Origin of the sequence: Rhizobium sp. LjRoot258 (assembly GCF_964254185.1) — a bacterium.
Taxonomy (GTDB): domain Bacteria; phylum Pseudomonadota; class Alphaproteobacteria; order Rhizobiales; family Rhizobiaceae; genus Rhizobium.
Window position 1 is genome coordinate 3,219,025 of sequence record NZ_CAXUST020000001.1, and the last position, 20,670, is coordinate 3,239,694.

A 20,670-nucleotide genomic window follows, 5' to 3' on the forward strand; every position below is an offset into this window, starting at 1 on the left:
CGGTCCTCACTTGTCCTTCTTCTTGTACATCGCCAGCATGCGCTGGGTGACAAGGAAGCCGCCAAAGATGTTCACGGAGACGAGGACCAGAGCGATGAAGCCGAAACCGGTCGCAAGCCCGCTGGTCGAGATGCCGACTGCCAGAAGCGCGCCGACGACGATGACCGAGGAGATCGCGTTGGTGACGGCCATCAGCGGCGTGTGCAGCGCCGGCGTTACCGACCAGACGACGTAGTAGCCGACAAAGATCGCCAGCACGAAGATCGCGAACTGGAACACGAAGGGATCGATCGCCCCGCCGGTTGCAGCACTTGCCGCCTCGGGCGCATGCGCGGCAGCGGCCGCCACGGCATTCACGGCCTGGTTCAGCTGCTCCAGCGCCTTGTCCATTGCTTCACCAGCCATCAGTTATCCCCCTTCTTCGCACCGCCAAATGCCGGATGCACGACATTGCCCGCATGCGTCAGCATCGTCGCCTTGATCAGCTCGTCCTCGAGATTGAGGGCGATCGTCTTCGTTTCCTTGTTGACCATGGTCTCAAGGAAGGTGACGAGGTTCTTGGCGTAGAGCTGGGAGGCACTGGCAGCGATCCTGCCGGCCATATTCGGGAAGCCGATGACGCGCACGCCGTCGACGTCGGCCACCTTGCCGGGCTTGACGCCCTCGATATTGCCGCCGCGCTCGACCGCAAGGTCGACGGCAACCGCACCCGGCTTCATCGACTTCAGCATTTCGCGCGAGACGAGCTTCGGTGCCGGGCGCCCGGGGATCAGGGCCGTGGTGATGACGATGTCCTGCTTGGCGATATGCTCAGCCACGAGGGCTGCCTGCTTTGCCTGATACTCCTTGGACATTTCCTTGGCGTAGCCGCCGGCGGTCTCCGCCGCCTTGAACTCGTCATCCTCGACGGCGATGAACTTCGCGCCCAAGGACGCGACCTGCTCCTTGGCCGCCGGACGAACGTCGGTCGCCGAAACGGCAGCGCCGAGACGACGGGCCGTGGCGATCGCCTGCAACCCGGCAACACCTGCGCCCATGACGAAGACCTTGGCTGCCGGAACGGTGCCGGCTGCCGTCATCATCATCGGCATGGCACGGTCATAGACCGCCGCTGCTTCGATGACGGCCTGGTAGCCTGCCAGGTTTGCCTGCGAGGAAAGAACGTCCATCGACTGCGCGCGGGTGATGCGCGGCATCAGCTCCATGGCGAAGGTGGAGAGCCCGGCTTTGGCCATGGCGGCGAGCGCCTCGTCATTGCCGTAGGGATCCATGACCGCAATGACGATCGCACCGCTCTTGTAGCCGCCGATATCTTCTTGCGTCGGGCGGCGGACTTTTAGGACGACATCAGCTGTCGCCGCCGCGCCGAGCGAACCGATGCTTGCGCCGACCGCTTCGAACTCCGCATCCGGAATTTTCGACTTGGCCCCCGCTCCCGCCTCGACGACGACGTCGAGCCCAAGCCCTATCATCTTCTTTACGGTTTCGACGGACGCAGCGACACGCGTCTCATCCCCCGTGATTTCCTTCGCCACAAAAACAACGTTGCCCAACCGCCCCTCCTCCGGGTCAGCCAGCCTGCCGCAGGTCCTCCCTGCTCAGCCCGAACATTCAGTCAAAGCTTTGGAAAAGCCGCACCCCGCGCCGCGCTTAGCGCAGCAGGACGAGGCCAGCGATAAAGACGATCAGCAGGACGACGAGGCCGCCAAGGAAACCGGCACCAGTGAAGAAGCCAGCGGTCATGCCAAGCAGGAGAGCGACAAGGAACAGTGTGCCGTACTTCGCCGCGGCGAGGAACATGCTGTAGGTCTGCTCATGCTCCTTATAGTCCATCGGCGCGCCTACTTCGGTAGGTCCGGTGTGATGCTCAGCCATGAATATCGTCTCCCTCAAACTTCCCGGCCGATAAAGCAATGCGGCCGTTCGACTGCCGTGATTCCCTCGATCCCGCGAGGAAATTTCCCTGCAGAGGGATTACACAAAGCTTTGATAAAGCGCAATGCAAGAGAATGCCGCAGGCAGGCGGCATTCTCAGCCAAATTCAAGTGGATGGGCTCACAGCGGAAGATCGGTTCCGAGATTGCCTTCAGCCATGAAACGTGCCGTCGGTATGATGGTGAGCGGCGGCAACGTGTCATTGGGAGTGCGCGAGAACATCATGCGCTGTTCGCTGGCGCTGGAGATGAAGAAGGGATAGCGCGTCAGGAGCTTTCGGCCAACCTCGATGACATTGGTCGCCATCAGCGTCAGATCGAAGCCGTAGGTCTCCGTCATGCGGCTTGCGACGACGGTGTCGGCGTAGAAGACCCGCTTGTAGAAGGCTGCATGCGCCGGGCGCACGTGCTGCATCACACGGTCCGCGCGAAAATGCGCGGCGGCGACGATGTTTGGACGCAGCGTCAGATAAGGGATCCACGGCATTTCCGTGCTGAGTTCCGGATCCGCGGCAAAGCGCGCCGGATCGATTAGGCTGAGCCCGGCATCCAGAAACGCGTCCATTTCGGCCGGAAAGATACCGCCCGATTGTGAGACACGATGGTCCGGCGTCACGTGATGGATGCGAATCGTGCTGACCAGCTGTTCATAATAGTACAGTCCGAAAACATAGGCCTGACTGTCGAAATCGGCCTCGTCGATCATGCTTTTGGCGGCAACCGGAAGCACTTCACGGGCCTTGTAGGCCTTGTAGCGCAGGCGCTCCACCTCTTCCATATCCTCGCCGCTTTCGACGCGGCGGTATTCGACGTGGTCCATTATTTCGAGAAGTTTGCTGCTGAAATCACTCGTCTTTAAAGGGTTGTCTACCATAGTTACCCGGTCCGCCTGTTAACGAAGCATTAATCATATGGAACCGGCGGAAGGGCAAGAATGATACGAGAACTTACGTTATATTTGAATTGTTAAGGTTAACGGCGCGGCGCTTGCGTGAAGGGCCTTCAGCCGAGAAAACGGTCGAGCTTATGCAACTTTCGGGCGACGACGCGGCGCCGCACGCCGGCTGAGGCTTTGGGAGAGGATGGCGATGTTCTGTGCCGGAACTGCCGGCGAGAAAACGTAGCCCTGCACGAGATCGGTGGCGCGATACTTGTTGAGCAAGGCCAGTTGCTCGGTGGTCTCGACACCTTCTGTGACGATCTTCAGACCGAGTTCGCGCGCCAGGTTGACGGTGCCGCGCAGCAGCTTGAGCCGACGCCCGTCCTCGACGATGTTGCGCAGGAACGAGCGGTCGATCTTCACGATGTCGAGCGGCAGCGTGTCGAGATAGCTGAGGCTGGAGAAGCCGGTGCCGAAGTCATCGATGGCGATCGTGATCCCGCGTGCCCTAAGTTCGGCGAGGATCGCGCGCACCGCGGCCGGCTCATCGATCAGGCAGCTTTCGGTAATTTCGAGATGCAGCCGCGCGGGTTCGAGACGCGACGTCTCGAGCGCCTCGGAAACGACGGCAAGAATATCCGCGTCGCGCAGATCGCGCGCCGACAGGTTGACCGAAACGGCGATATGATCCGGCCAGCTCATGCAGTCCTTGCATGCCTTCATGAGGATGAAGCGCGTGATCTCGGAGATGATGCCCATCTCTTCGGCAATGCGAATGAAGACATCCGGCGGGATTGCGCCCTTTTCTGGATGGACCCAACGCGCCAGCGCCTCGGCGCATTCGATGCGCGTTCCGTCCGCCTTGAACATCGGCTGGTAGGCGACGCTGAGACCCTGGTTACCGATCGCTTCGCGCAGATCCGCCTTGAGCTTTTGCTGCTCGATATAGCGCCCGTCCATCTCGCGTTCGAAGCCGGCAATTCCGCCGCGCTGCTTCGACTTGCTTTCGAAGAGCGCGAGATCGGCCTTGATGCTCCACTCCTCCATCGCGAAGGCATCGCTTTCGAGGATCGCAAACCCAGCGCTCAGCGAAACGAGGAAAGTGACGTCGTCGGCCTCGTAGTTGCCCTGAATGCTCTCATGGAAGCGGTGGATCTCCGCGTCGAGCGCGGCCATGTCCTTCGCGTGCGGGAAGAAGACAATGAACTGGTCGCCCATCAAGCGGCCGACGATGGCCTTGCCCGCCTGCTTGGCGATGCGGCTTGCGATGGCGCAGAGCAAGCGGTCGCCGGTAATGTGGCCGCGCATGTCGTTGACGTGCTTGAACTCATCGATATCGAGAACCATGAAGGCGACAGGGCCGCGCTTCTTCTGGTACTTGGTCAGGTAGTCCTGCACGAGGTGGCTGAAGTATTCGCGGTTCGGCAGACCGGTCAGCGCATCGAAGCGAACCATGTGCAGGATCTTCTGCTCAGCCTTCACGCGGCTCGACACGTCTTCGAAAATCAAGACGGCGCCGCCATCGGCGCGGCGGCTTGCCGAAAACTCCAGGGACAGATCTTCTGGAAAGTGAATCAGCGTGCGCGAAAGCTTGCCCTCGGCGACATGCGTCATCTGCCGCAGGATCAGCTCCGGCTGGGTGGAATCCATGAAGCTGTAGCGGGCACCGTAGCGCAACACCGCGCCGAGGTCGCGTTCCTTCAGCCGCTCCGGATCGCCAATCTTCAGAAGATCGCAGGCCTTGCGGTTGATGACCTGGATGCGGTTTTCCGGATCGACCATCACCAGACCGTGCGGCATGTTGTTGAGTGCCGTGTCGAAGCGGTCGGCGATCATCGAGATCTGGCGGCGCGCAATGACGTTCTCATACAGGAACTCGCGCACGCCATTCGCCATTGCCCGCGTGGTCAGGCCGAACGGAATGAGGAAGGCCGACAGGATCGCGCGATAGAAGTCGAGCGCCATCAGGCTGCAGATGATCATCGGCAGACAGCAGGCCAGCGTCTGCAGGTCGATCGCCTTTTGCGATCCGTAATTTCGGCCGACGACGGAGACCATCGACGCCATGGTGACGGCGATGCAGGCGAGCTCGGCGAACGGATCCTGCAGGATGAAGATGGCATAGCCGCTGCCGATGCCGAGGATCGCCGCCGTGGAGGCAGCACCGATGACATAGACGGTTTCCCAATGTTCGATCTGCTCGCGCGATAGCGTCCGCTTGTCGACTTTGTCGAACATGCGGAAGGTCACCATCCGGCCGGCGAAAACGGCAAGGAAACCCACCGAAAGGGCGACATAGAACGGTGAACTGGTTTTCAGGGCTACGGCGAGGAAGGCAACCACATGCACGATGACACCCGCGACGAGTGTCATGCGATTCCCGAAGAGGGAACTGACAAACGACAGATAAACGTCGGTAGGGACCCTGTTCGGGTTATGTGGCTTCATCCATACTTTCCCTGTGCGGCGAAACCTTAACCGCAACCCTTTAAAAATTGATTTCGGGTAATCGATACATTTTGTCGAATTTTCCAAAACCCTGGGATGAATTTTAGCGTTTGCAATGACTTATGCATCCATTCGGTGAAGTTTTCGCTGGCATCACGCCTATCCTGAGGTTGTCTGTGCGCCCCACCATTGACGCCAAGCGTGTCTCATGCGGCTTATACGACTATATTCCAACACGCCCCCTTTAATCTTTCAATTTGAAAAACCGTGGTCTAAACCGGTGGAAAGATAAAAGGCGCATAAAAACGCGCGACAAAACAGGGGGAAGGCATGCCGGCGTTGTTGACCGTCAGCCGGCTGATCGACGCGGTCAGCCAATTCATGGGCAAACTGTCCGAATACATGGTGCTGCTCTGCTGTCTGATCAGCGCCGCCAATGCACTGATCCGCTATTCTTTCAATTACAGCTCAAATGGCTGGCTCGAGATCCAATGGTATCTCTTCGCCTTCATCGTCGTGCTGGGTGCAGCCCATACGCTGCGCATGAACGAGCACGTGCGCGTGGACCTGATCTATGGCGCGGTCTCCGATAGGGCGAGGATCTGGATCGACGTCATCGGCCTTGTCGTTTTCCTGATCCCGGCCTGCCTCTTCCTGACCTGGCTCTGCTGGCCCTTCTTCCTGTCCTCCTACCTGCAGCATGAGGTCTCGGCCAATGCCGGCGGCCTGATCCGCTGGCCGGTCAAGCTCGTTCTCTTCCTCGGCTTCGGGCTGCTGACCCTTCAAGGTCTCTCGGAGTTGATCAAGAGGATTGCTGCCCTCACCGGCTACATCCTGATCGATACGAAATACGAAAAGCCGCTGCAGTAGGCCGGGCCCGGAGGAACACCAATGTTTGATTTCGGCATCATTCCGCCGGCCATGTTCGTGGGCATGATTCTCTTCATGCTCTACGGCTTTCCGGTCGCCTTTTCGCTGGCCGCCGTCGGCCTGTTCTTCGGCATTATTGGCATCGCCACGGGCCATTTCAGCGAAGCGTTCCTGCAGGCCCTGCCGCTGCGCTTCTTCGGGATCGTCTCCAACGACCTGCTGCTCGCCATCCCCTTCTTCACCTTCATGGGCGCCATTCTGGAGCGCTGCGGCCTGGCGGAAGATCTGCTGGAGGGAACGGGCAAGCTGTTCGGCCGCATTCCGGGCGGCCTTGCCTATGCCGTGATCCTGGTCGGCGCCGTGCTCGGCGCCATCACCGGCACGGTGGCCGCCTCCGTCATCACCATGGGCGTCATCTCGCTGCCCATCATGCTGCGTTACGGCTACAGCCCGAGGCTCGCCACCGGCGTGATCGCCGCCTCCGGCACCATAACCCAGGTCATTCCGCCATCGCTCGTGCTGGTCGTGCTTGCCGACCAGCTCGGCAAATCGGTCGGCGACATGTATCTCGGCGCCATCGGCCCCTCGATCCTGCAGGTGGCGATCTTCATGGGTTACATCCTGATCCTGTCGATCTTGAAGCCGGCCGCCATGCCGCCGCTGCCGAAGGAAGTCCGCGGCGATTTCAACTGGGCGCTGCTCATGCGGGTCCTGTCAGGGATGGTGCCGTCGATCGTGCTGATCTTCCTTGTCCTCGGCACGATCTTCATGGGGCTCGCCACGCCCACCGAAGCCGGCGCGCTTGGCGTCGTCGGCGCCATGATGCTTGCCGCCATGCATCGCCGTCTCACCTGGCCGCTGATGCAGGAAGCGATGCGTTCCACCATGCACATCACCTCGATGGTGGTGATGATCCTGATCGGCTCGACCTGCTTCAGCCTTGTCTTCCAGGGCATGGACGGCTCACGCTGGATCGAGCACATGCTGTCGGGCATCCCCGGGGGCCCGGTCGGCTTCCTGATCTTCGCCAACATCTTCATCTTCGTGCTGGCCTTCTTCCTCGATTTCTTCGAGATCGCCTTCATCGTCATTCCGATGCTGGCGCCAGTGGCTTCGGCACTCGGCATCGACCTGATCTGGTTCGGCGTGCTGATCTGCGTGAACATGCAGACGAGCTTCATGCATCCTCCCTTCGGCTTCGCGCTCTTCTACCTGCGTTCGATTGCCGATCGCAGCGTCAAGACGTCGGATATCTACATGGGCGCCCTGCCCTGGGTGTGTATGCAGCTGATCCTCGTCGCGATCGTGATCTTCTGGCCGCAATCGGTGACCTACTGGCTGGACAAGGGACCGAAGGTCGATCCGAATTCGATCAAGATCGAAGTGCCGGGCTTCGGCGGCAATGGCTTCTCGCTGCCACCATTGGGCGCGCCGGGCGGCGGCTCACCGCAAATGCCCGGACTGACCTTGCCGCCGATGAATGGCCTGCCCGGCCAGCCGCCCGCAGCGGCACCCGCAACGCCTGCGCCGCCGGCAACGGATCTCAGCCAGCCACCGAAGATCAACTGACAAAAAAGCCCCGGATCGAATCCGGGGCTTCTTCTGGTTGAGGCTGGCTAACGATCAGATTTTGCCGGCGCGCTGCTGGATCATCATGAACGTATCGAACGTGTATTCCGACAGCTGCGCCCAGAGGTAGGCATCGCGCTTGAACGCGGTCTGATCCTCGTAGATCCTCTTGAAATACGGGTTCGATGCGGAAATCTCGGCATAGATGCCGAGGGCGGCCTGGAAGCAGGCTTCCAGGATGTCCTGGCTGAAGGGACGCAGTGTCGCGCCCTCCGATACCAGCTGCTTCAGCGCCGGCGGGTTCTTCACGTCGTACTTTGCCATCATGTTGGTGTTGGCAAAGGCGCAGGCATCGGTCAGCGCCGCCTGATAGTGCTTCGGCAGGCTGTTCCACTTTTCCAGGTTGAAGAAGGCGTGAACCGTCGGACCGCCTTCCCACCAGCCAGGATAGTAATAGTACTTCGCAACCTTGTGCAGGCCGAGCTTCAGGTCGTCATAGGGGCCGACGAACTCGGAGGCATCGATCGTGCCCTTTTCGAGGGCCGGATAGATGTCGCCCCCGGCAATCTGCTGCGGAATAACACCGACCTTGCTGATGACCTGGCCGGCAAGACCGGCAATACGCATCTTGACGCCTTTCAGGTCATCAAGCGTATTGATTTCCTTGCGGAACCAGCCGCCCATCTGGGCACCCGTATTACCCGCCGGCAGGCCGTAAATGCCCTGCGTGGCGTAGAACTCATTCATCAGCTTGTTGCCATTGCCTTCGTAGAACCAGGCATTGGTGAGGCGTCCGTTGAGACCGAACGGAATTGCCGTACCGATCGCGTAGGTCGGATCCTTGCCGACGAAATAATAGGAGCAGGTGTGCGCTGCCTCGACCGTGCCGGCACTGACGGCATCGGCGGCCTGCAGACCCGGAATGATTTCGCCTGCCGCAAACGGCTGGATGGTGAAATTGCCGTCGGTCGCCGCGGCAAGGTGCTTGGAGATATCGTCTGCCGCGCCATAGATCGTATCGAGGCTCTTCGGGAATGACGACGTCATGCGCCAGGAAATCTTAGGGTTCTCTTGTGCAATGGCGGGCGCCGCCAGCGCACCGGCAGCAGCGACCGCACCGGCGCCTGCAGTTCCTGCCTTCTTCATGAATGAACGACGATCCATCAAAAACCTCCCGTATAGATGGTACTGCGAGGCGAACCCTCATCTCTGCCCGCAGCAATAGCTGGAAGCTAAGCACGGTGGCAACCCTGTTTCAAGCACTGTGCCATTAGTCTTTGGCATCACGACGGCAATTTGGCGCCAAGCGCATTTGCATCAAAATCAGCGAGTTAGGCAAGACAGGCCGGAGCCACGAGCCGACAATGCCGCAATTGCGCCGGTGATTGCGCCGAGACGTTGACTTCCAAGCCGTTCTCGGCTCTCACAATAATGAACTGCATCTTCCGACCGGGGTTAAAATGACGAAGCCGATCGTCGCCGTTCCTGCCGATATCCGCACCTTCGACGGCGCCAGCTGGCACGCCGTCCAGCATCAATATGTGCGCGCTGCGTTGAACGCAGCCGGGGTCATGGCCTTCATCATTCCGGCCTTCGAGGAAGGCTACGGCACGGACGCGGTTCTGGACCGCGTCGACGGTGTTCTCGTCTCGGGCTCGGCCAGCAACGTCCATCCGTCTTACTACGGCGCAACGGCGACCGACGCCGACGGGCCCTTCGATATCGCGCGCGACGCCACGAGCCTGCCGCTGATCCGCCGCGCCATCGACCGCGCCATTCCGCTGCTGGCAATCTGCCGCGGCATCCAGGAGCTCAACGTCGCACTGGGCGGCACACTCGCCAGCGAGATCCAGGACCAGCCGGGCATATGGGACCACCGCAAGCCGGCGGATGTCGACCGCGACGGTATGTATGCGATCCGCCAGAGCGTCTTCGTCAAAGAAGGCTCCTGCATTGCCGGCATCGTCGGCCCAGGCGAGATCAAGGTGAACTCTTTGCATCGCCAGGCCATCGCCAAGACGGCTCCGCGCCTGCAGGTGGAGGCGGTCGCCGAGGATGGCACGATCGAGGCAGTCTCGGTGATCGATGCTCCAGCCTTTGCGGTTGGCGTCCAATGGCACCCGGAATACTGGGCCGAGACGGACAAGCCTTCGAGCCAGATCTTCACGGCCTTCGGCGATGCGGTGAGAGCCTACGCGGCCGGCAAGCTGTCAAAGGCCGAGAATGCGGCGCTTGCCTGAAGGGTAGTCCTGAACGAATGTCGCTTGGCCCGAACGGGCGACTGCTGTCGGCCGATAGTGTTGAAAAGTCCGTTTTCTGCAAACCCTGGTTTTTTTAAGGGCCGTAGAGGCCGACACAGGAAATTGAGCTCGGGGACCCGCCGATTTTGCGTTCAAGCAGCGTTTGGGCCGTCTAGCGGAAGTGGAGCAGCATCGAGCGGCAACATTCGCTCAAATCGCGAATTGGCCGACTTTTCGGCAAGCCGGTATTTTCGACTTTTTCAACACTATCGGCCGCCCAAAACGTACATCCGACCCAACGCACCGACAGCCGCCGGAGCATGCGTCAGTGTGTCCGGCAAATCGGCTGGTAGGGAGGCCGGCGCCGTGTCCCGTTCAAGCGGAATCAACAGGTTCTGGCACGTTCATTAGTGAGAGCAGCTACCGAGGACGCAGGCGCCAACGGTCGAAGCCTGCGTAGTAGAGATGCGATGGTACCTGCGATGTCGTCCACAGTCGTATCACCTTCAACCATCCAAAGGCCGATCCGCTCCGGACGGCACATTGCGGTTTTGACTGACAAGGCTACTGTGCGTGCCGCAGCTTCGCGGCATCGCGAAACGAGATCAGGCGTCGGCTTTGCTCATCCCACAGAACCAGTTTTACACAGCGCAGGCTCTCCATCATGGTGATGCGGCCAATACCGGCCAATGCTGGGTGGTCCCTCAACACTTCCGGAAGCCTGTAATAGGGTACCCTGCTCGACAGGTGATGAACGTGATGGATACCGATGTTGCCAGTGATCCAGCGAAGGGCCAGCGGCAGGTCGTAATGCGATGCACCATGAAGAGCCGCATGTGGAAATTGCCATTCCGGTTCTCTTGACCAATGGGTTTCCTCAAACTGATGTTGCACGTAGAAGAGCCAGATGCCCGCGGTTGCCGCCAGTAGGGCGATGGGCAGATGCACCAGCAGGAAGGGCAGGATTCCGATTGCCCACATCAATGTCGCGGAGATAATCGCGATCGCCAGATTTGTCGCCATGGTGGATATCCAGGGCAAGGAACCGGATCGCATCATGCCAAAGGGTAGCCGCTGCTTGAACAGGAACAGCCATGCCGGGCCGATACCGAACATGACTGCCGGATGCCTGTACAGGCGGTAGTTAAGCCGACCGGGCCAGGAGCGGCCGTTATATTCCGACACCGTCAGCGTCGTTATATCGCCAACGCCGCGCCCCTCGAGATTTCCCGCCAAGGCATGATGCTCCGCATGGGCCCGGCGCCAGTAGTCATAGGGGGTCAGCGTCAGGACACCGATCACGCGGCCCGTCCAATCGTCGATGCGCCGACGCGCAAAGAAAGAGCCGTGGCCGCAATCGTGCTGGATCATAAACAAGCGAAGCAGAAAAGCGGCTGCGGGAACAATCAGTATCAGCCCGGCCCAGAAGCCGTAGTGAACCGCTGCCAAGGCGCCAGCCCAGCAAAACGCAAATGGAATGGCCGTTACCGCAAGTTCGAAAACACTGCGTCTGAGATGCGGCTGGCGATATTTGGCGAGGATCTTCAGCCAAGCCTTTTCGTCGGAAAGGGCTGGGCTTGGGTCGCGCTGAAGGGCATCAATCAAAGAACAATTCCGCGAATGGCAATGAATTCCGAGAAGGCGAGGGCTATTGCGACGGCGGAAATCCTACCCTTGTATTGGGTGTCATTTTCGCCGCACCGGATGACGACGCGGTCGCGAAGCGAGGGGTATGTCATGGGGATCTTTCTGCGGCGCAGCGCGTAATGCGGCCTAGATAGCAGCGATTGCCCTCGGTTGATAGAAGCGCCCAGAAATATTCTCTGGAGATAAAAATCACAGAAACCAATCATTGCCGTCTACGACACTCGGGAGAATGCGCTCGAAAAAAGATGGAATTCTCGTTCGTGGATGAACTGGAAGATATATTGCAGCAGCCGCTATTGGCACTCAAAGCGCCCATCGCCGGTGCTAGCTGCGCATTGCCCATCGAATACCGGCCGCAACAGCGATGCCGAGGAGCGGCCATATCGCCCAGAATGTTCCATGCCACGACAGAAGGTTGATGGCGACAATGCCCAGTCCGACAACGGCAACAGCAGCGATGCGTCGGTCGATGCGGTTCTGGCTTCGAACCCAGATCATCGCCGCTAGAAAGGCAAAAGCAAGAATCGGCCAGACCGCCCAGAAAACGCCTTGCCATGATAGAAGGTTGATCACCACCAATGCGGCCGAAGCCACTGCGTAGAGAGCACCCATCTTTCGTGCTTTCGTGCTCCGCGGGCCTGCGTCTGGCGTCGAGACAGCCCTCGCCGACACGGCGCTCACGGGCGGCTGCGATGTACTATCCGCGCCTGCGCCGATCCTGACCGCATAGCTCGGCACAGCCTCGGCGACGTTCTTGACCGCGAGCGGTCCCAGGAAATCGAAGCCGACGGCGACCTTGTTGCGGACCTGGTCGTAGACCGTATTGGAAATTACGATGCCGCCGGCGACAGCAGAGGCCTGAAGCCTGGCGGCGATGTTGACACCATCGCCATAGATGTCATCGCCTTCGGCGATCACATCGCCGAGATTAATGCCGATCCGAAACAGCATCCGCCCGTCCGCAGGCCGGGCTGTATTCATCCCTGCAAGTTCGTTCTGAACATCGACGGCAGCGCGCACCGCCTCGACCACGCTCGGGAATTCGGCAATCAGACCGTCACCCCAGGTATTGATCACCCGGCCGCCATGCGCGACGATCAGGCCCGACATTGCCTCCCGCGAGCGTTTCAGCATCGCAAGCGTGCCTTCCTCGTCGGTCCCCATCAGCCGCGTGTAGTCCTGCACGTCAGCGGAGAAGATGGTCGTCAGCTTGCGCCGCGTCTCGTTCATGATGTCTCGCTTTTACCCAATCAACGTAAGGCCGTCCGAGAAGCGAAATGAATATGCGCGATTGTGATTGATGTAAATTGACGCGACCAAACGTTGCCGAAAAACCTCCCGCTCCCGTCCCTTGATCGGTGTCGCCCACCGGTCGCGACATTCTGCCGCGGCTGGAAGACCGCGGAACAGCTTTGCCGATAGAACGTTTCCATGAGGCATATCGGGCACTACCGGCATTTCGCCGGCACTCCCGAGTGGGAGGAAAATCATGAAAACGCTGCTGGTCTCATTAGGCGTGCTGGCCGCGACCGCGCTCTCGGCATTTGCGGCCGAGCCGGCCAAAATGGTCGATACGAAGATGGGCAAGATCCTGGCGACTGAAAAGGGCATGACCCTTTATACCTTCGACAAGGATGCCAAGGACAAATCGAACTGCGACAAGGCCTGCCTGAAGAAATGGCCAGCCTTCCATGCCGCCGCCAAGGCCAAGGCGGAAGGCGAGTGGACACTGGTCAAGGCTGCGGACGGCAAGGAAATGTGGGCCTATGAAGGCAAGCCGCTCTACATGTTTGTCGACGACAAGATGGCAGGCGACATGAAAGGCGACGGCGTGGGTGGCGTGTGGCATGTCGCCAAATAACTGAGCGGCGAATTTGGATGGGCGCGCGTTCGCATTCGTGCGCCCGTTCCGGCGCTGTTACGCCTTGACCGGCGTTTCCGGCACCGGCGTCAGCGGCTTGCCATTTCGGAACCACCCGATCAGGTTGTCGACCACCAGGTCCGCCATCGCGTTGCGTGTCGGCACCGAGCCCGATGCAAGATGCGGCAGAAGCACTGCGTTCGGCAGATCGAGCAGGGAGGCCGGCACATTAGGCTCGTCGTAGAAGACGTCGAGGCCGGCAGCACCGATTGTTCCAGACTTCAGGGCCGCCGCAATGGCATCCTCGTCGACCGTCCAGCCGCGTCCGACATTGATGAAGACCCCGTCCGGCCCCAACGCCGACAGGATATCCGCGTTGATCGTCTTGTGCGTTTGCGGCGTTCTCGGAACAATGGAAATCAGCGTATCGACCGCCTCGGCAAGGTCCTTCAGCGAAGGGTAGTAGCCATATGGCGCATCGGCATGGCGCGTGCGGGTGTGGTAGCTGATCTTCACCTTGAACGGCTCCAGGCGCTTGGCGATCTCCTGGCCGATGCGGCCAAGACCATAGATGCCCACATGCCGGCCCTTCAGGGAAAAGCGCGACAGCGGATAGTTCTGTCCGGGTTTCCAGTTGCCGGCACGCAGCCAGTTCTCGGCGCGCGGAAGCTCGCGAATCGTGTTGAGCAGCAGTCCGATCGCCGTATCGGCGACTTCGTCATTCAGCACATCGGGCGTGTTCGTGACGATGACGCCCTTGGTGGCCGCGTGCTTGGCATTGACGCCGTCATAGCCGACGCCGAAGCTTGAGATGAGCTCGACATTCGGAAGGCTGTCGATCGCGGTCGCGTTGAAGGTGCCCGAAACGGCAACGCCGCGAATTCTCCCTGCAGCCTCCGCATCGAGCGCCACCGGATCGGCTTCGATGACATCGAAGCTCTCCCGCAGGCGCGTCAGGACGCGTTCGTGTATCTTCCCGGGAACGAGAACAGCGATGCGGGACATGGCATTTCCTCTTGGCTTGCTTACGGGCGCGGTCGGTAGGGGCTTGTCGACTGGCGGATCCGCATCTCGGGCTTGATCAGATGGAGCCCGTCAGGCTCGTGGCTGCCGGCCAGGCGATCGAGAAGCGCGCGGGCGGCAAGGCGTCCGACTTCGGCCTGGCCATTCCAGACAGTCGTCAGCGCCGGCATCGATATCGACGCTTCCTCGAGATCGTCATAGCCGGTGACGGAGATATCCTTGCCCGGGACGAGACCCGCGCGGGCGATGCCGTTCATCAGGCCGATCGCGACGAGATCGTTCCAGCAGACGGCAGCGGTCGGCTTTTGCGGCAGCGACAGGAAATGCACCGCCGCTTCGAAGCCGCCCTGCATCGAGCGCGGACCGGGAATGCGCAGGCCCGGATCGACATCGATGCCGGCCTTGCGCAGTGCGTTGACGTAACCCTGGTAGCGATCGCGTCCCGTCGAGGTCTGGTCGGTGCCGCCGATCATGGCGATCGAGCGATGGCCAAGCCCGATCAGGTGGTTGGTGGCAAGCGAAATGCCATAGCTGTCGTCACCGCGATAGGTCGGAAGGTCCAATCCGTCCAACGAGCGGGCAACCAGGATCGCCGGCATACCATTGTCTTCGGCAAGCTGCATGTCCTCTTGCGGCGTGCCGATCGCCGGCGACATGATGACGCCGTCGCCGCCAAGCTGCAGCAGCGTTTCGATGAAGGTGCGCTGCTTTTCGACCGAATCGTAGTGATTCGACAGAATGAAAGTGTGCCGGCTGCGATCGAGCTCGCTTTCGATTGCCTTCAGGATTTCACCGTAGAACGGGTTCATGATGTCGTGCACGACGACGCCGATGATGCCGGAGCGGGACGTGCGCAGGCTGGCGGCACGGCGGTTGTAGATATAGCCGAGCGCGCGCGCCTGTTCCTTGATTTTGTCGCGGGTGGCGCCAGCCACCAGCGGGCTGTCGCGTAAGGCAAGAGATACGGTTGCTGTTGAAATGCCGAGCGTTTCGGCGATCGTCGAAAGCTTGATCTTCTGAGCCACGTGTCCTCCCCAGCAACGCGCGGTTTCTACGCGCCCGACAATTGGAAGAATCGAGCGTTATTAAAATGTTTAATTAAAAGATTAAACGCAGCGAGGCAATTCGTAATTTCACAAATCTGTCAGATTTCCTCAGGCTCATCGAGAGGAATGGCGGCGGACTGCAAGTTGCCGTCGATTGCCTTCAACAGACGGACAAGATTGCGAATTTCCTTCTCGGAAAACTCCTGGGTTGCCATCCGGTCGCAGGCCGAAGAGGCCATCTCGATCGCCTTGACGCTGCCGCGGCCGAGTTCGGTCAGATAGACTTTCGTCAGGCGTGCATCTTCGGCGTCCGCCTTACGCTCGAGGAAGCCTTGCGCTTCCATGCGCCCGATCGTGCGCGTCATGGTCGGCGCCTTGACCCCGAGCTTCTGCGCCAGCCCGCCGGCGGTCATGCCGTCACTTTCCGCAAGCAAGAGGATCACGCCGTCTTGGCCGGCATAGAGGCCGCTTTCGAGGAGGTTGCGCGACAAGACGGTGCGCATCGACCGGGCCGCCTGCGTCAAAGCCGGCGAAAGATCGACGACCGTATATTCGGTCTGGTCCTTCTTCTTGGATTTCTGCCTCTTTCCGTCCTTGTGCTTCTTCCCCATCGCCATCCCTTTGACTTTGCTGCGTTGCGCATCCCTCGCCCTGCAAGCGAGCCGGAGCATTCATAGTCATCTCCCCTAAATCGATTTCGGTTTAAGGGCTTATGCGCTAAGCATTGAGAACGCTGCGTTATGACATTGCGCATCATTTCGTCATAAACAAGAGGTCTTAGCCGGATGACGGAGCCTTCTCGCGACTTCGAGGATAACGATCCGAACCTGACGCCTGCGGACCGCCGCCAGTGGATCGCTGTTCTGCCACTTGGCGCGCATGAGCAGCACGGGCCTCACCTGCCCTTCGAGACCGACACGCTGATCGCCAAGGGTATCGTTGCCCGGCTTAAGGCCACCCTTCCCGCCGCCCTGCCGGTGACCTTCCTGCCGACGGAGGAGATCGGCTACTCGATCGAGCATATGGACGCGAGCGGTACGCAAACGCTGACATACGGCGAGGCCATCGAGCACTGGCTGGGCATTGCCCGAAAGCTCTCCGACCTAGGCATTCGCAAGCTGGTGATGCTGAACGCCCATGGCGGCAACTCGCCGCTGATGACGATCGTTGCAACGGAGGCCCGCATCCGTTTCAACATGCTTGCCGTCGCGACCAGCTGGACACGCTTCGGTGTTCCGCCGGACACCATTTCGCCCGAGGCGAAGGCGATCGACATCCACGGCGGCGACGTCGAGACCTCCGTCATGCTGGCGCTTCACCCTGACAAGGTCGATATGAGCAAGGCCGCTGACTTCCCTTCCCGCCAGTCTGATTTTGCTGCCCGCTTCAAACATCTGCGCGCCTACGGCCCGCATGCCTTCGGATGGAAGATGCCCGACCTGAGCCCGTCAGGCGTCGCGGGCAACGCAGCACTCGCAACCGCGGAGAAAGGCGAGGCACTGGTCCAACATTCCGTAAAAGGCCTGGTGGAACTGCTCGAGGACGTCGACGCGTTCGATGCAACACAGCTTGGCTGAAACCATCGCCCTTGCGATGTGATCTTATAACATACAAAACCCTTTGAACTGCCGCTCGCAACTCCTTATATGAGACCGACGAATTTTTAGCCCCGCCCCCCGGGCGCCATCTCTCGAGGTTCTCATGACCGACGCGATCTCCACCCAGCAGAAGCCAATCCCCGTTACCGTTCTCACCGGCTACCTCGGCGCCGGCAAGACGACCTTGCTCAACCGTATTCTGTCGGAGAACCACGGCAAAAAATATGCGGTCATCGTCAACGAATTCGGCGAGATCGGCATCGACAACGACCTCATCGTCGAATCCGACGAAGAGATCTATGAAATGAACAATGGCTGCGTCTGCTGCACGGTGCGCGGCGACCTGATCCGCGTCGTCGAAGGCCTGATGCGCCGCCCCGGCCGCTTCGACGGCATCATCGTCGAAACGACGGGCCTTGCGGATCCGGTGCCGGTCGCCCAGACCTTCTTCATGGATGACGATGTGCGCGCCAAGACGGAACTCGACGCCGTCGTCGCCCTCGTCGACGCCAAGCACCTGCCGCTGCGCCTGAAGGATAGCCGCGAGGCGGAAGACCAGATCGCCTTTGCCGACGTCGTTCTGATCAACAAGACCGACCTCGTGACGCCGGAAGAGCTGGCGCAGATCGAAGACATCGTGCAGGCCATCAACCCGTCGGCTCGCGTCTACAAGACCAGCCGCTCCGGCGTCGATCTCGCCCGCGTTCTCGATCAGGGTGCCTTCAATCTGGAGCGCGCGTTGGAGAACGATCCGCACTTCCTCGATCATGACCACGACGATCACGTCTGTGGTCCAGATTGCGATCACGACCACCATCACCACGCGCATGATCACGACCACGATCACGATCATGATCATGATCATGGACACGACCACCATCATCATGGCGCCATGTCGCCGATCCATGACGTGACGGTGCAGTCGGTCTCGCTGCGCGGCGGCGAAATGAACCCCGAGCGCTTCTTCCCCTGGATCCAGAAGGTCACGCAGACGCAGGGGCCGAACATCCTGCGCCTCAAGGGCATCATCGCCTTCAAGGACGATGCCGAACGCTATGTCGTGCAGGGCGTCCACATGATCGTCGAAGGCGATCACCAGCGCCCGTGGAGGGACGGTGAGAAGCATGAGACCCGCCTCGTCTTCATCGGCCGCGAACTCGACCGCGAAAAGCTCGAAGCCTCCTTTAAGGCGTGCGAGGCGGCAGCCTGATGCCGACAGTTGCCCCGTTTGATCTCGACGGTCATATCCTGGCCGTCGAATTTTTAGGTGACACCCCTTTCTTCGCCAATGCCGCCGGCACCTTCCACCGCCTCGATGGTGGAGAGAAGGTCACGGAAGCCCATCAGGGCATGCTGAGCTGCATCAGAGATCCCTACAGCGAGAGCCTCATATCCGGCGGCGAGGACGGCAAGGTGCTGCGCATGGCGGCTGACGCCGGCGTGACCGAGCTTGCCAGCGCGCCGCGCAAGTGGATTTCGCAGCTTGCCGCCGGTCCTCAGGGTGCCGTCGCCTATTCCTACGGCAAGAGTGCTTTCGTCCGTCTCGCAGATGGCATGACCAAGGAATTTACCGAAGAGCGCACCGTCGAAGGCCTCGCCTTTGCCCCGAAGGGCATGCGCATCGCCGCTGCGCGCTATAATGGCGTGTCGCTGCATTGGGTCGGCACGGCTGCCAAACCGGTCGATCTCGAATGGAAGGGCGCCCACACCGGCGTGACTTTCTCGCCGGATGGCAACTTCCTCGTCACCATGATGCAGGAGAATGCGCTGCACGGCTGGAAGCTCGACAGCAAGGCCGGCGCCGAGGCCCGGCACATGCGCATGACCGGCTATCCCGCAAAGGTGAAATCGCTCTCCTGGTCGGCGAAGGGCAAGTGGCTTGCCTCCTCAGGCGCGCCGGCCGCGATCGTCTGGCCGTTCCAGGGCAAGGACGGCCCGATGGGCAAGGCGCCGCTCGAACTCGGTACCCGCGCCAACATCATGGCGACGTCGGTGAAGTTCCACCCCGTCGAAGACATTCTCGCCATCGGCTTCATCGACGGCATGATCCTCGCCGTCCGCGTCGCCGACAGCAAGGAAGCGCTGCTGCGCCGTCCCGGCAAAGGCGCGATCACCTCAATGAGCTGGAGCAAGAACGGCAAGCTGTTGGCCTTCGCGTCTGAAGCCGGCGATTGCGGCGTGGTCGATATCGCGGCTTAGGCAGCAAGAGCGCGCCGTCCAAAATACCGGGCTTGAGATTAGGCACCGCAATGCAGTGATGCCTCGTCCCCTTTTGCGACGAGGCCCTTGCCACCGCACCCTGCTCATGCGGCCTGCTCGCCCTTTGCCGACGCTTCGACGCGATTCCGACCCCGGCGTTTGGAGGCATATAGCGCCTCATCTGCCTTTCGCAGCAGTTGCTCGAAATCGACATCTGTCTCGCCGGAGGCGGCAACGCCGATACTGAGGGTCGGAAAGACTGCCAGCCCCGGCACCTGCGTGACGGCAGCTGAAAAGGCCAGCCTTATCATTTCGGCGGTCTGCACCGCCTCGGCATCAGGCATGTCCTTCAGAACGGCCAAAAACTCGTCGCCGCCTTGACGGGACAGCAGATCGCCGGGCCGCAGCACCGCCTGCGCCACTCGGGCAAAGAGCCGCAAGATATCGTCGCCCAGCACATGGCCGTGTTGGTCGTTCAACTGCTTGAAATTGTCGATATCGATGGCGAGCAGTGCAAACGACTGCGCTCGGCTGAATGGCAGACGTTGCGCCAGACCGCCGCGATTGAGCGCGCCGGTCAGCGGATCACGATGGGCCAGATCGATGAGCTCGTTCCTGCTGCGCTCGGCGGCCATCAGGACGATGACCATGCTGCGCAGGGTGAGGAACACCACGGCGGTGGCCGCCATCCAGCCATGAACGGGATTGTCGCCGAAGGCGCTTGGTCCGGCGATCTGGCCCGATGCCGCAAGCAGACTGCGAACCAGGAAGATCGCCGCCGTGGGCATATAAAGCCAAGCCAGCAACCCGGCCGAGAACAGCTTCTCGCGCCGGTGAATGGCAACGCCCTGCCGCAGGATTGCAAGATCGCAGAGGCAGCATACGGTTGAAACATAGAGGATGCGGGCCGATACCGCGGCAGGATCTACCGTGAACATCAGAACGGGCAAGCTGATGCAGGCGATGGCAAGCACACAGTAGCGCTTGCCGACCGGCCGCTCGGCGAAGACACGAACGGCAAAGAACGTCAGGACGTAGCCTGCGATCGTCAAGACGTTGCCGGCGTCGAGGGAGACGAACGAAGGAACGAAATCGCGCAGGGAGACGCAGAAGGAGCCGATACCGATGAGGAGATTACTGACACCCCACCAGGCCGGCCAGCGTCCAAAGCGGCCGGTCCGATGCGCCGCGAGATGCACGCTGCCCAGCACCAGACATGTCATGGCCGAAACGACGTAGATCGTTCTCAGGTCCAGCATCATTTCCGGCACTCTCCAACCTATGGCTGGCGCAGCTTATAACCCGCGCTATTGAATTTTAATTTTACGGTTCGCTCGTTTTTTAATGATGTGCCG

General features: G+C 60.5%; 20 protein-coding genes. 7 read left to right on the plus strand and 13 right to left on the minus strand.

Annotated elements, in window-relative coordinates; genetic code table 11:
- Positions 1 to 6 precede the first annotated feature (6 nt).
- The 5 genes from ACSQ9D_RS15810 to ACSQ9D_RS15830 all read right to left on the minus strand — a co-directional run bounded on the left by ACSQ9D_RS15810 (position 7) and on the right by ACSQ9D_RS15830 (position 5,262).
- Positions 7 to 405, minus strand: a complete 399-nt coding sequence (locus ACSQ9D_RS15810; RefSeq protein ID WP_024315862.1) for a proton-translocating transhydrogenase family protein — start codon at positions 403 to 405, stop codon at positions 7 to 9.
- Positions 405 to 1,553, minus strand: coding sequence for a Re/Si-specific NAD(P)(+) transhydrogenase subunit alpha (locus ACSQ9D_RS15815; protein WP_436282987.1), 1,149 nt, complete (start codon positions 1,551 to 1,553; stop codon positions 405 to 407). Before ACSQ9D_RS15815 ends, ACSQ9D_RS15810 begins: the two co-directional genes overlap by 1 nt.
- Positions 1,554 to 1,650: 97 nt before the next feature.
- Positions 1,651 to 1,875, minus strand: coding sequence for an aa3-type cytochrome c oxidase subunit IV (locus ACSQ9D_RS15820; protein ID WP_436282988.1), 225 nt, complete (start codon positions 1,873 to 1,875; stop codon positions 1,651 to 1,653).
- A gap of 180 nt (positions 1,876 to 2,055) precedes the next feature.
- Positions 2,056 to 2,754 (minus strand): N-acyl amino acid synthase FeeM domain-containing protein, encoded by a 699-nt coding sequence (locus ACSQ9D_RS15825; RefSeq protein WP_436282989.1) that lies wholly within the window; start codon positions 2,752 to 2,754, stop codon positions 2,056 to 2,058.
- 204 nt (positions 2,755 to 2,958) lie between these two features.
- A complete protein-coding gene (locus ACSQ9D_RS15830) occupies positions 2,959 to 5,262 on the minus strand; it encodes a putative bifunctional diguanylate cyclase/phosphodiesterase (RefSeq protein WP_436282990.1) in 2,304 nt (767 codons plus the stop codon).
- 330 nt (positions 5,263 to 5,592) lie between these two features.
- Here ACSQ9D_RS15830 and ACSQ9D_RS15835 point away from each other — a divergent pair, with 330 nt between their 5' ends.
- Entirely contained in the window at positions 5,593 to 6,132 is a 540-nt protein-coding gene (locus ACSQ9D_RS15835) for a TRAP transporter small permease subunit (RefSeq protein ID WP_436282991.1), read from the plus strand.
- Between the two features lie 21 nt (positions 6,133 to 6,153).
- Entirely contained in the window at positions 6,154 to 7,701 is a 1,548-nt protein-coding gene (locus ACSQ9D_RS15840) for a TRAP transporter large permease (protein ID WP_436282992.1), read from the plus strand.
- A gap of 54 nt (positions 7,702 to 7,755) precedes the next feature.
- On the opposite strand, the gene ACSQ9D_RS15845 is transcribed toward ACSQ9D_RS15840, so the two are convergent.
- A complete protein-coding gene (locus ACSQ9D_RS15845; protein ID WP_037119584.1) occupies positions 7,756 to 8,865 on the minus strand; it encodes a TRAP transporter substrate-binding protein in 1,110 nt (369 codons plus the stop codon).
- Between the two features lie 296 nt (positions 8,866 to 9,161).
- Here ACSQ9D_RS15845 and ACSQ9D_RS15850 point away from each other — a divergent pair, with 296 nt between their 5' ends.
- The gene (locus ACSQ9D_RS15850) at positions 9,162 to 9,941 is read left to right on the plus strand and encodes a gamma-glutamyl-gamma-aminobutyrate hydrolase family protein (RefSeq protein ID WP_436282993.1); all 780 of its coding nucleotides are present in this window, start codon (positions 9,162 to 9,164) and stop codon (positions 9,939 to 9,941) included.
- 564 nt (positions 9,942 to 10,505) lie between these two features.
- Here the strand turns inward: ACSQ9D_RS15850 and ACSQ9D_RS15855 are convergent.
- From ACSQ9D_RS15855 to ACSQ9D_RS15865, 3 genes are all read right to left on the minus strand, one after another.
- A complete protein-coding gene (locus tag ACSQ9D_RS15855; RefSeq protein ID WP_436282994.1) occupies positions 10,506 to 11,546 on the minus strand; it encodes a fatty acid desaturase in 1,041 nt (346 codons plus the stop codon).
- Positions 11,543 to 11,680, minus strand: a complete 138-nt coding sequence (locus ACSQ9D_RS15860) for a hypothetical protein (RefSeq protein WP_436282995.1) — start codon at positions 11,678 to 11,680, stop codon at positions 11,543 to 11,545. Before ACSQ9D_RS15860 ends, ACSQ9D_RS15855 begins: the two co-directional genes overlap by 4 nt.
- Before the next feature lie 232 nt (positions 11,681 to 11,912).
- Positions 11,913 to 12,818: an adenylate/guanylate cyclase domain-containing protein gene (locus tag ACSQ9D_RS15865; RefSeq protein WP_436282996.1), complete on the minus strand. Its 906-nt coding sequence runs from the start codon at positions 12,816 to 12,818 to the stop codon at positions 11,913 to 11,915.
- A 259-nt stretch (positions 12,819 to 13,077) separates the two neighbouring features.
- Between ACSQ9D_RS15865 and ACSQ9D_RS15870 the strand changes: the two genes are divergently transcribed.
- The gene (locus ACSQ9D_RS15870; RefSeq protein ID WP_037119589.1) at positions 13,078 to 13,449 is read left to right on the plus strand and encodes a COG4315 family predicted lipoprotein; all 372 of its coding nucleotides are present in this window, start codon (positions 13,078 to 13,080) and stop codon (positions 13,447 to 13,449) included.
- 57 nt (positions 13,450 to 13,506) lie between these two features.
- Here ACSQ9D_RS15870 and ACSQ9D_RS15875 read toward each other — a convergent pair whose 3' ends face one another.
- From ACSQ9D_RS15875 to ACSQ9D_RS15885, 3 genes are all read right to left on the minus strand, one after another.
- Positions 13,507 to 14,454: a 2-hydroxyacid dehydrogenase gene (locus ACSQ9D_RS15875; RefSeq protein ID WP_436282997.1), complete on the minus strand. Its 948-nt coding sequence runs from the start codon at positions 14,452 to 14,454 to the stop codon at positions 13,507 to 13,509.
- Between the two features lie 20 nt (positions 14,455 to 14,474).
- Positions 14,475 to 15,497 carry a LacI family DNA-binding transcriptional regulator gene (locus tag ACSQ9D_RS15880; protein ID WP_072375338.1) on the minus strand — a complete coding sequence of 341 codons (1,023 nt, stop codon included), beginning with the start codon at positions 15,495 to 15,497 and terminating at the stop codon, positions 14,475 to 14,477.
- Positions 15,498 to 15,616: 119 nt separating this feature from the next.
- Complete coding sequence (locus tag ACSQ9D_RS15885) at positions 15,617 to 16,129, minus strand: MarR family winged helix-turn-helix transcriptional regulator (protein WP_436282998.1); 513 nt, start codon at positions 16,127 to 16,129, stop codon at positions 15,617 to 15,619.
- A gap of 174 nt (positions 16,130 to 16,303) precedes the next feature.
- On the opposite strand from ACSQ9D_RS15885, the gene ACSQ9D_RS15890 reads away from it, so the two are divergent.
- From ACSQ9D_RS15890 to ACSQ9D_RS15900, 3 genes are all read left to right on the plus strand, one after another.
- Positions 16,304 to 17,095: a creatininase family protein gene (locus ACSQ9D_RS15890; RefSeq protein WP_436282999.1), complete on the plus strand. Its 792-nt coding sequence runs from the start codon at positions 16,304 to 16,306 to the stop codon at positions 17,093 to 17,095.
- A 124-nt stretch (positions 17,096 to 17,219) separates the two neighbouring features.
- On the plus strand, positions 17,220 to 18,326 hold the full coding sequence (locus ACSQ9D_RS15895; protein WP_436283000.1) for a CobW family GTP-binding protein: 1,107 nt from the start codon (positions 17,220 to 17,222) through the stop codon (positions 18,324 to 18,326).
- Positions 18,326 to 19,315, plus strand: a complete 990-nt coding sequence (locus ACSQ9D_RS15900) for a WD40 repeat domain-containing protein (RefSeq protein ID WP_024315846.1) — start codon at positions 18,326 to 18,328, stop codon at positions 19,313 to 19,315. Before ACSQ9D_RS15895 ends, ACSQ9D_RS15900 begins: the two co-directional genes overlap by 1 nt.
- 104 nt (positions 19,316 to 19,419) lie before the next feature.
- Here the strand turns inward: ACSQ9D_RS15900 and ACSQ9D_RS15905 are convergent, their stop codons facing one another.
- Positions 19,420 to 20,577: a GGDEF domain-containing protein gene (locus ACSQ9D_RS15905; RefSeq protein ID WP_436283001.1), complete on the minus strand. Its 1,158-nt coding sequence runs from the start codon at positions 20,575 to 20,577 to the stop codon at positions 19,420 to 19,422.
- Between the last annotated feature and the right edge of the window lie 93 nt (positions 20,578 to 20,670).

Excerpts from the sequence above, each read along its gene's own strand:
- ACSQ9D_RS15835 (WP_436282991.1), top strand. The coding sequence starts at position 5,593 with ATGCCGGCGTTGTTGACCGTCAGCCGGCTGATCGACGCGGTCAGCCAA.
- ACSQ9D_RS15870 (WP_037119589.1), top strand. The coding sequence starts at position 13,078 with ATGAAAACGCTGCTGGTCTCATTAGGCGTGCTGGCCGCGACCGCGCTC.
- ACSQ9D_RS15810 (WP_024315862.1), bottom strand. The coding sequence starts at position 405 with ATGGCTGGTGAAGCAATGGACAAGGCGCTGGAGCAGCTGAACCAGGCC.
- ACSQ9D_RS15850 (WP_436282993.1), top strand. The coding sequence starts at position 9,162 with ATGACGAAGCCGATCGTCGCCGTTCCTGCCGATATCCGCACCTTCGAC.
- ACSQ9D_RS15830 (WP_436282990.1), bottom strand. The coding sequence starts at position 5,262 with ATGAAGCCACATAACCCGAACAGGGTCCCTACCGACGTTTATCTGTCG.
- ACSQ9D_RS15895 (WP_436283000.1), top strand. The coding sequence starts at position 17,220 with ATGACCGACGCGATCTCCACCCAGCAGAAGCCAATCCCCGTTACCGTT.
- ACSQ9D_RS15890 (WP_436282999.1), top strand. The coding sequence starts at position 16,304 with ATGACGGAGCCTTCTCGCGACTTCGAGGATAACGATCCGAACCTGACG.
- ACSQ9D_RS15900 (WP_024315846.1), top strand. The coding sequence starts at position 18,326 with ATGCCGACAGTTGCCCCGTTTGATCTCGACGGTCATATCCTGGCCGTC.
- ACSQ9D_RS15820 (WP_436282988.1), bottom strand. The coding sequence starts at position 1,875 with ATGGCTGAGCATCACACCGGACCTACCGAAGTAGGCGCGCCGATGGAC.
- ACSQ9D_RS15905 (WP_436283001.1), bottom strand. The coding sequence starts at position 20,577 with ATGATGCTGGACCTGAGAACGATCTACGTCGTTTCGGCCATGACATGT.
- ACSQ9D_RS15825 (WP_436282989.1), bottom strand. The coding sequence starts at position 2,754 with ATGGACCACGTCGAATACCGCCGCGTCGAAAGCGGCGAGGATATGGAA.
- ACSQ9D_RS15885 (WP_436282998.1), bottom strand. The coding sequence starts at position 16,129 with ATGGGGAAGAAGCACAAGGACGGAAAGAGGCAGAAATCCAAGAAGAAG.
- ACSQ9D_RS15840 (WP_436282992.1), top strand. The coding sequence starts at position 6,154 with ATGTTTGATTTCGGCATCATTCCGCCGGCCATGTTCGTGGGCATGATT.
- ACSQ9D_RS15845 (WP_037119584.1), bottom strand. The coding sequence starts at position 8,865 with ATGGATCGTCGTTCATTCATGAAGAAGGCAGGAACTGCAGGCGCCGGT.
- ACSQ9D_RS15860 (WP_436282995.1), bottom strand. The coding sequence starts at position 11,680 with ATGACATACCCCTCGCTTCGCGACCGCGTCGTCATCCGGTGCGGCGAA.
- ACSQ9D_RS15875 (WP_436282997.1), bottom strand. The coding sequence starts at position 14,454 with ATGTCCCGCATCGCTGTTCTCGTTCCCGGGAAGATACACGAACGCGTC.
- ACSQ9D_RS15865 (WP_436282996.1), bottom strand. The coding sequence starts at position 12,818 with ATGAACGAGACGCGGCGCAAGCTGACGACCATCTTCTCCGCTGACGTG.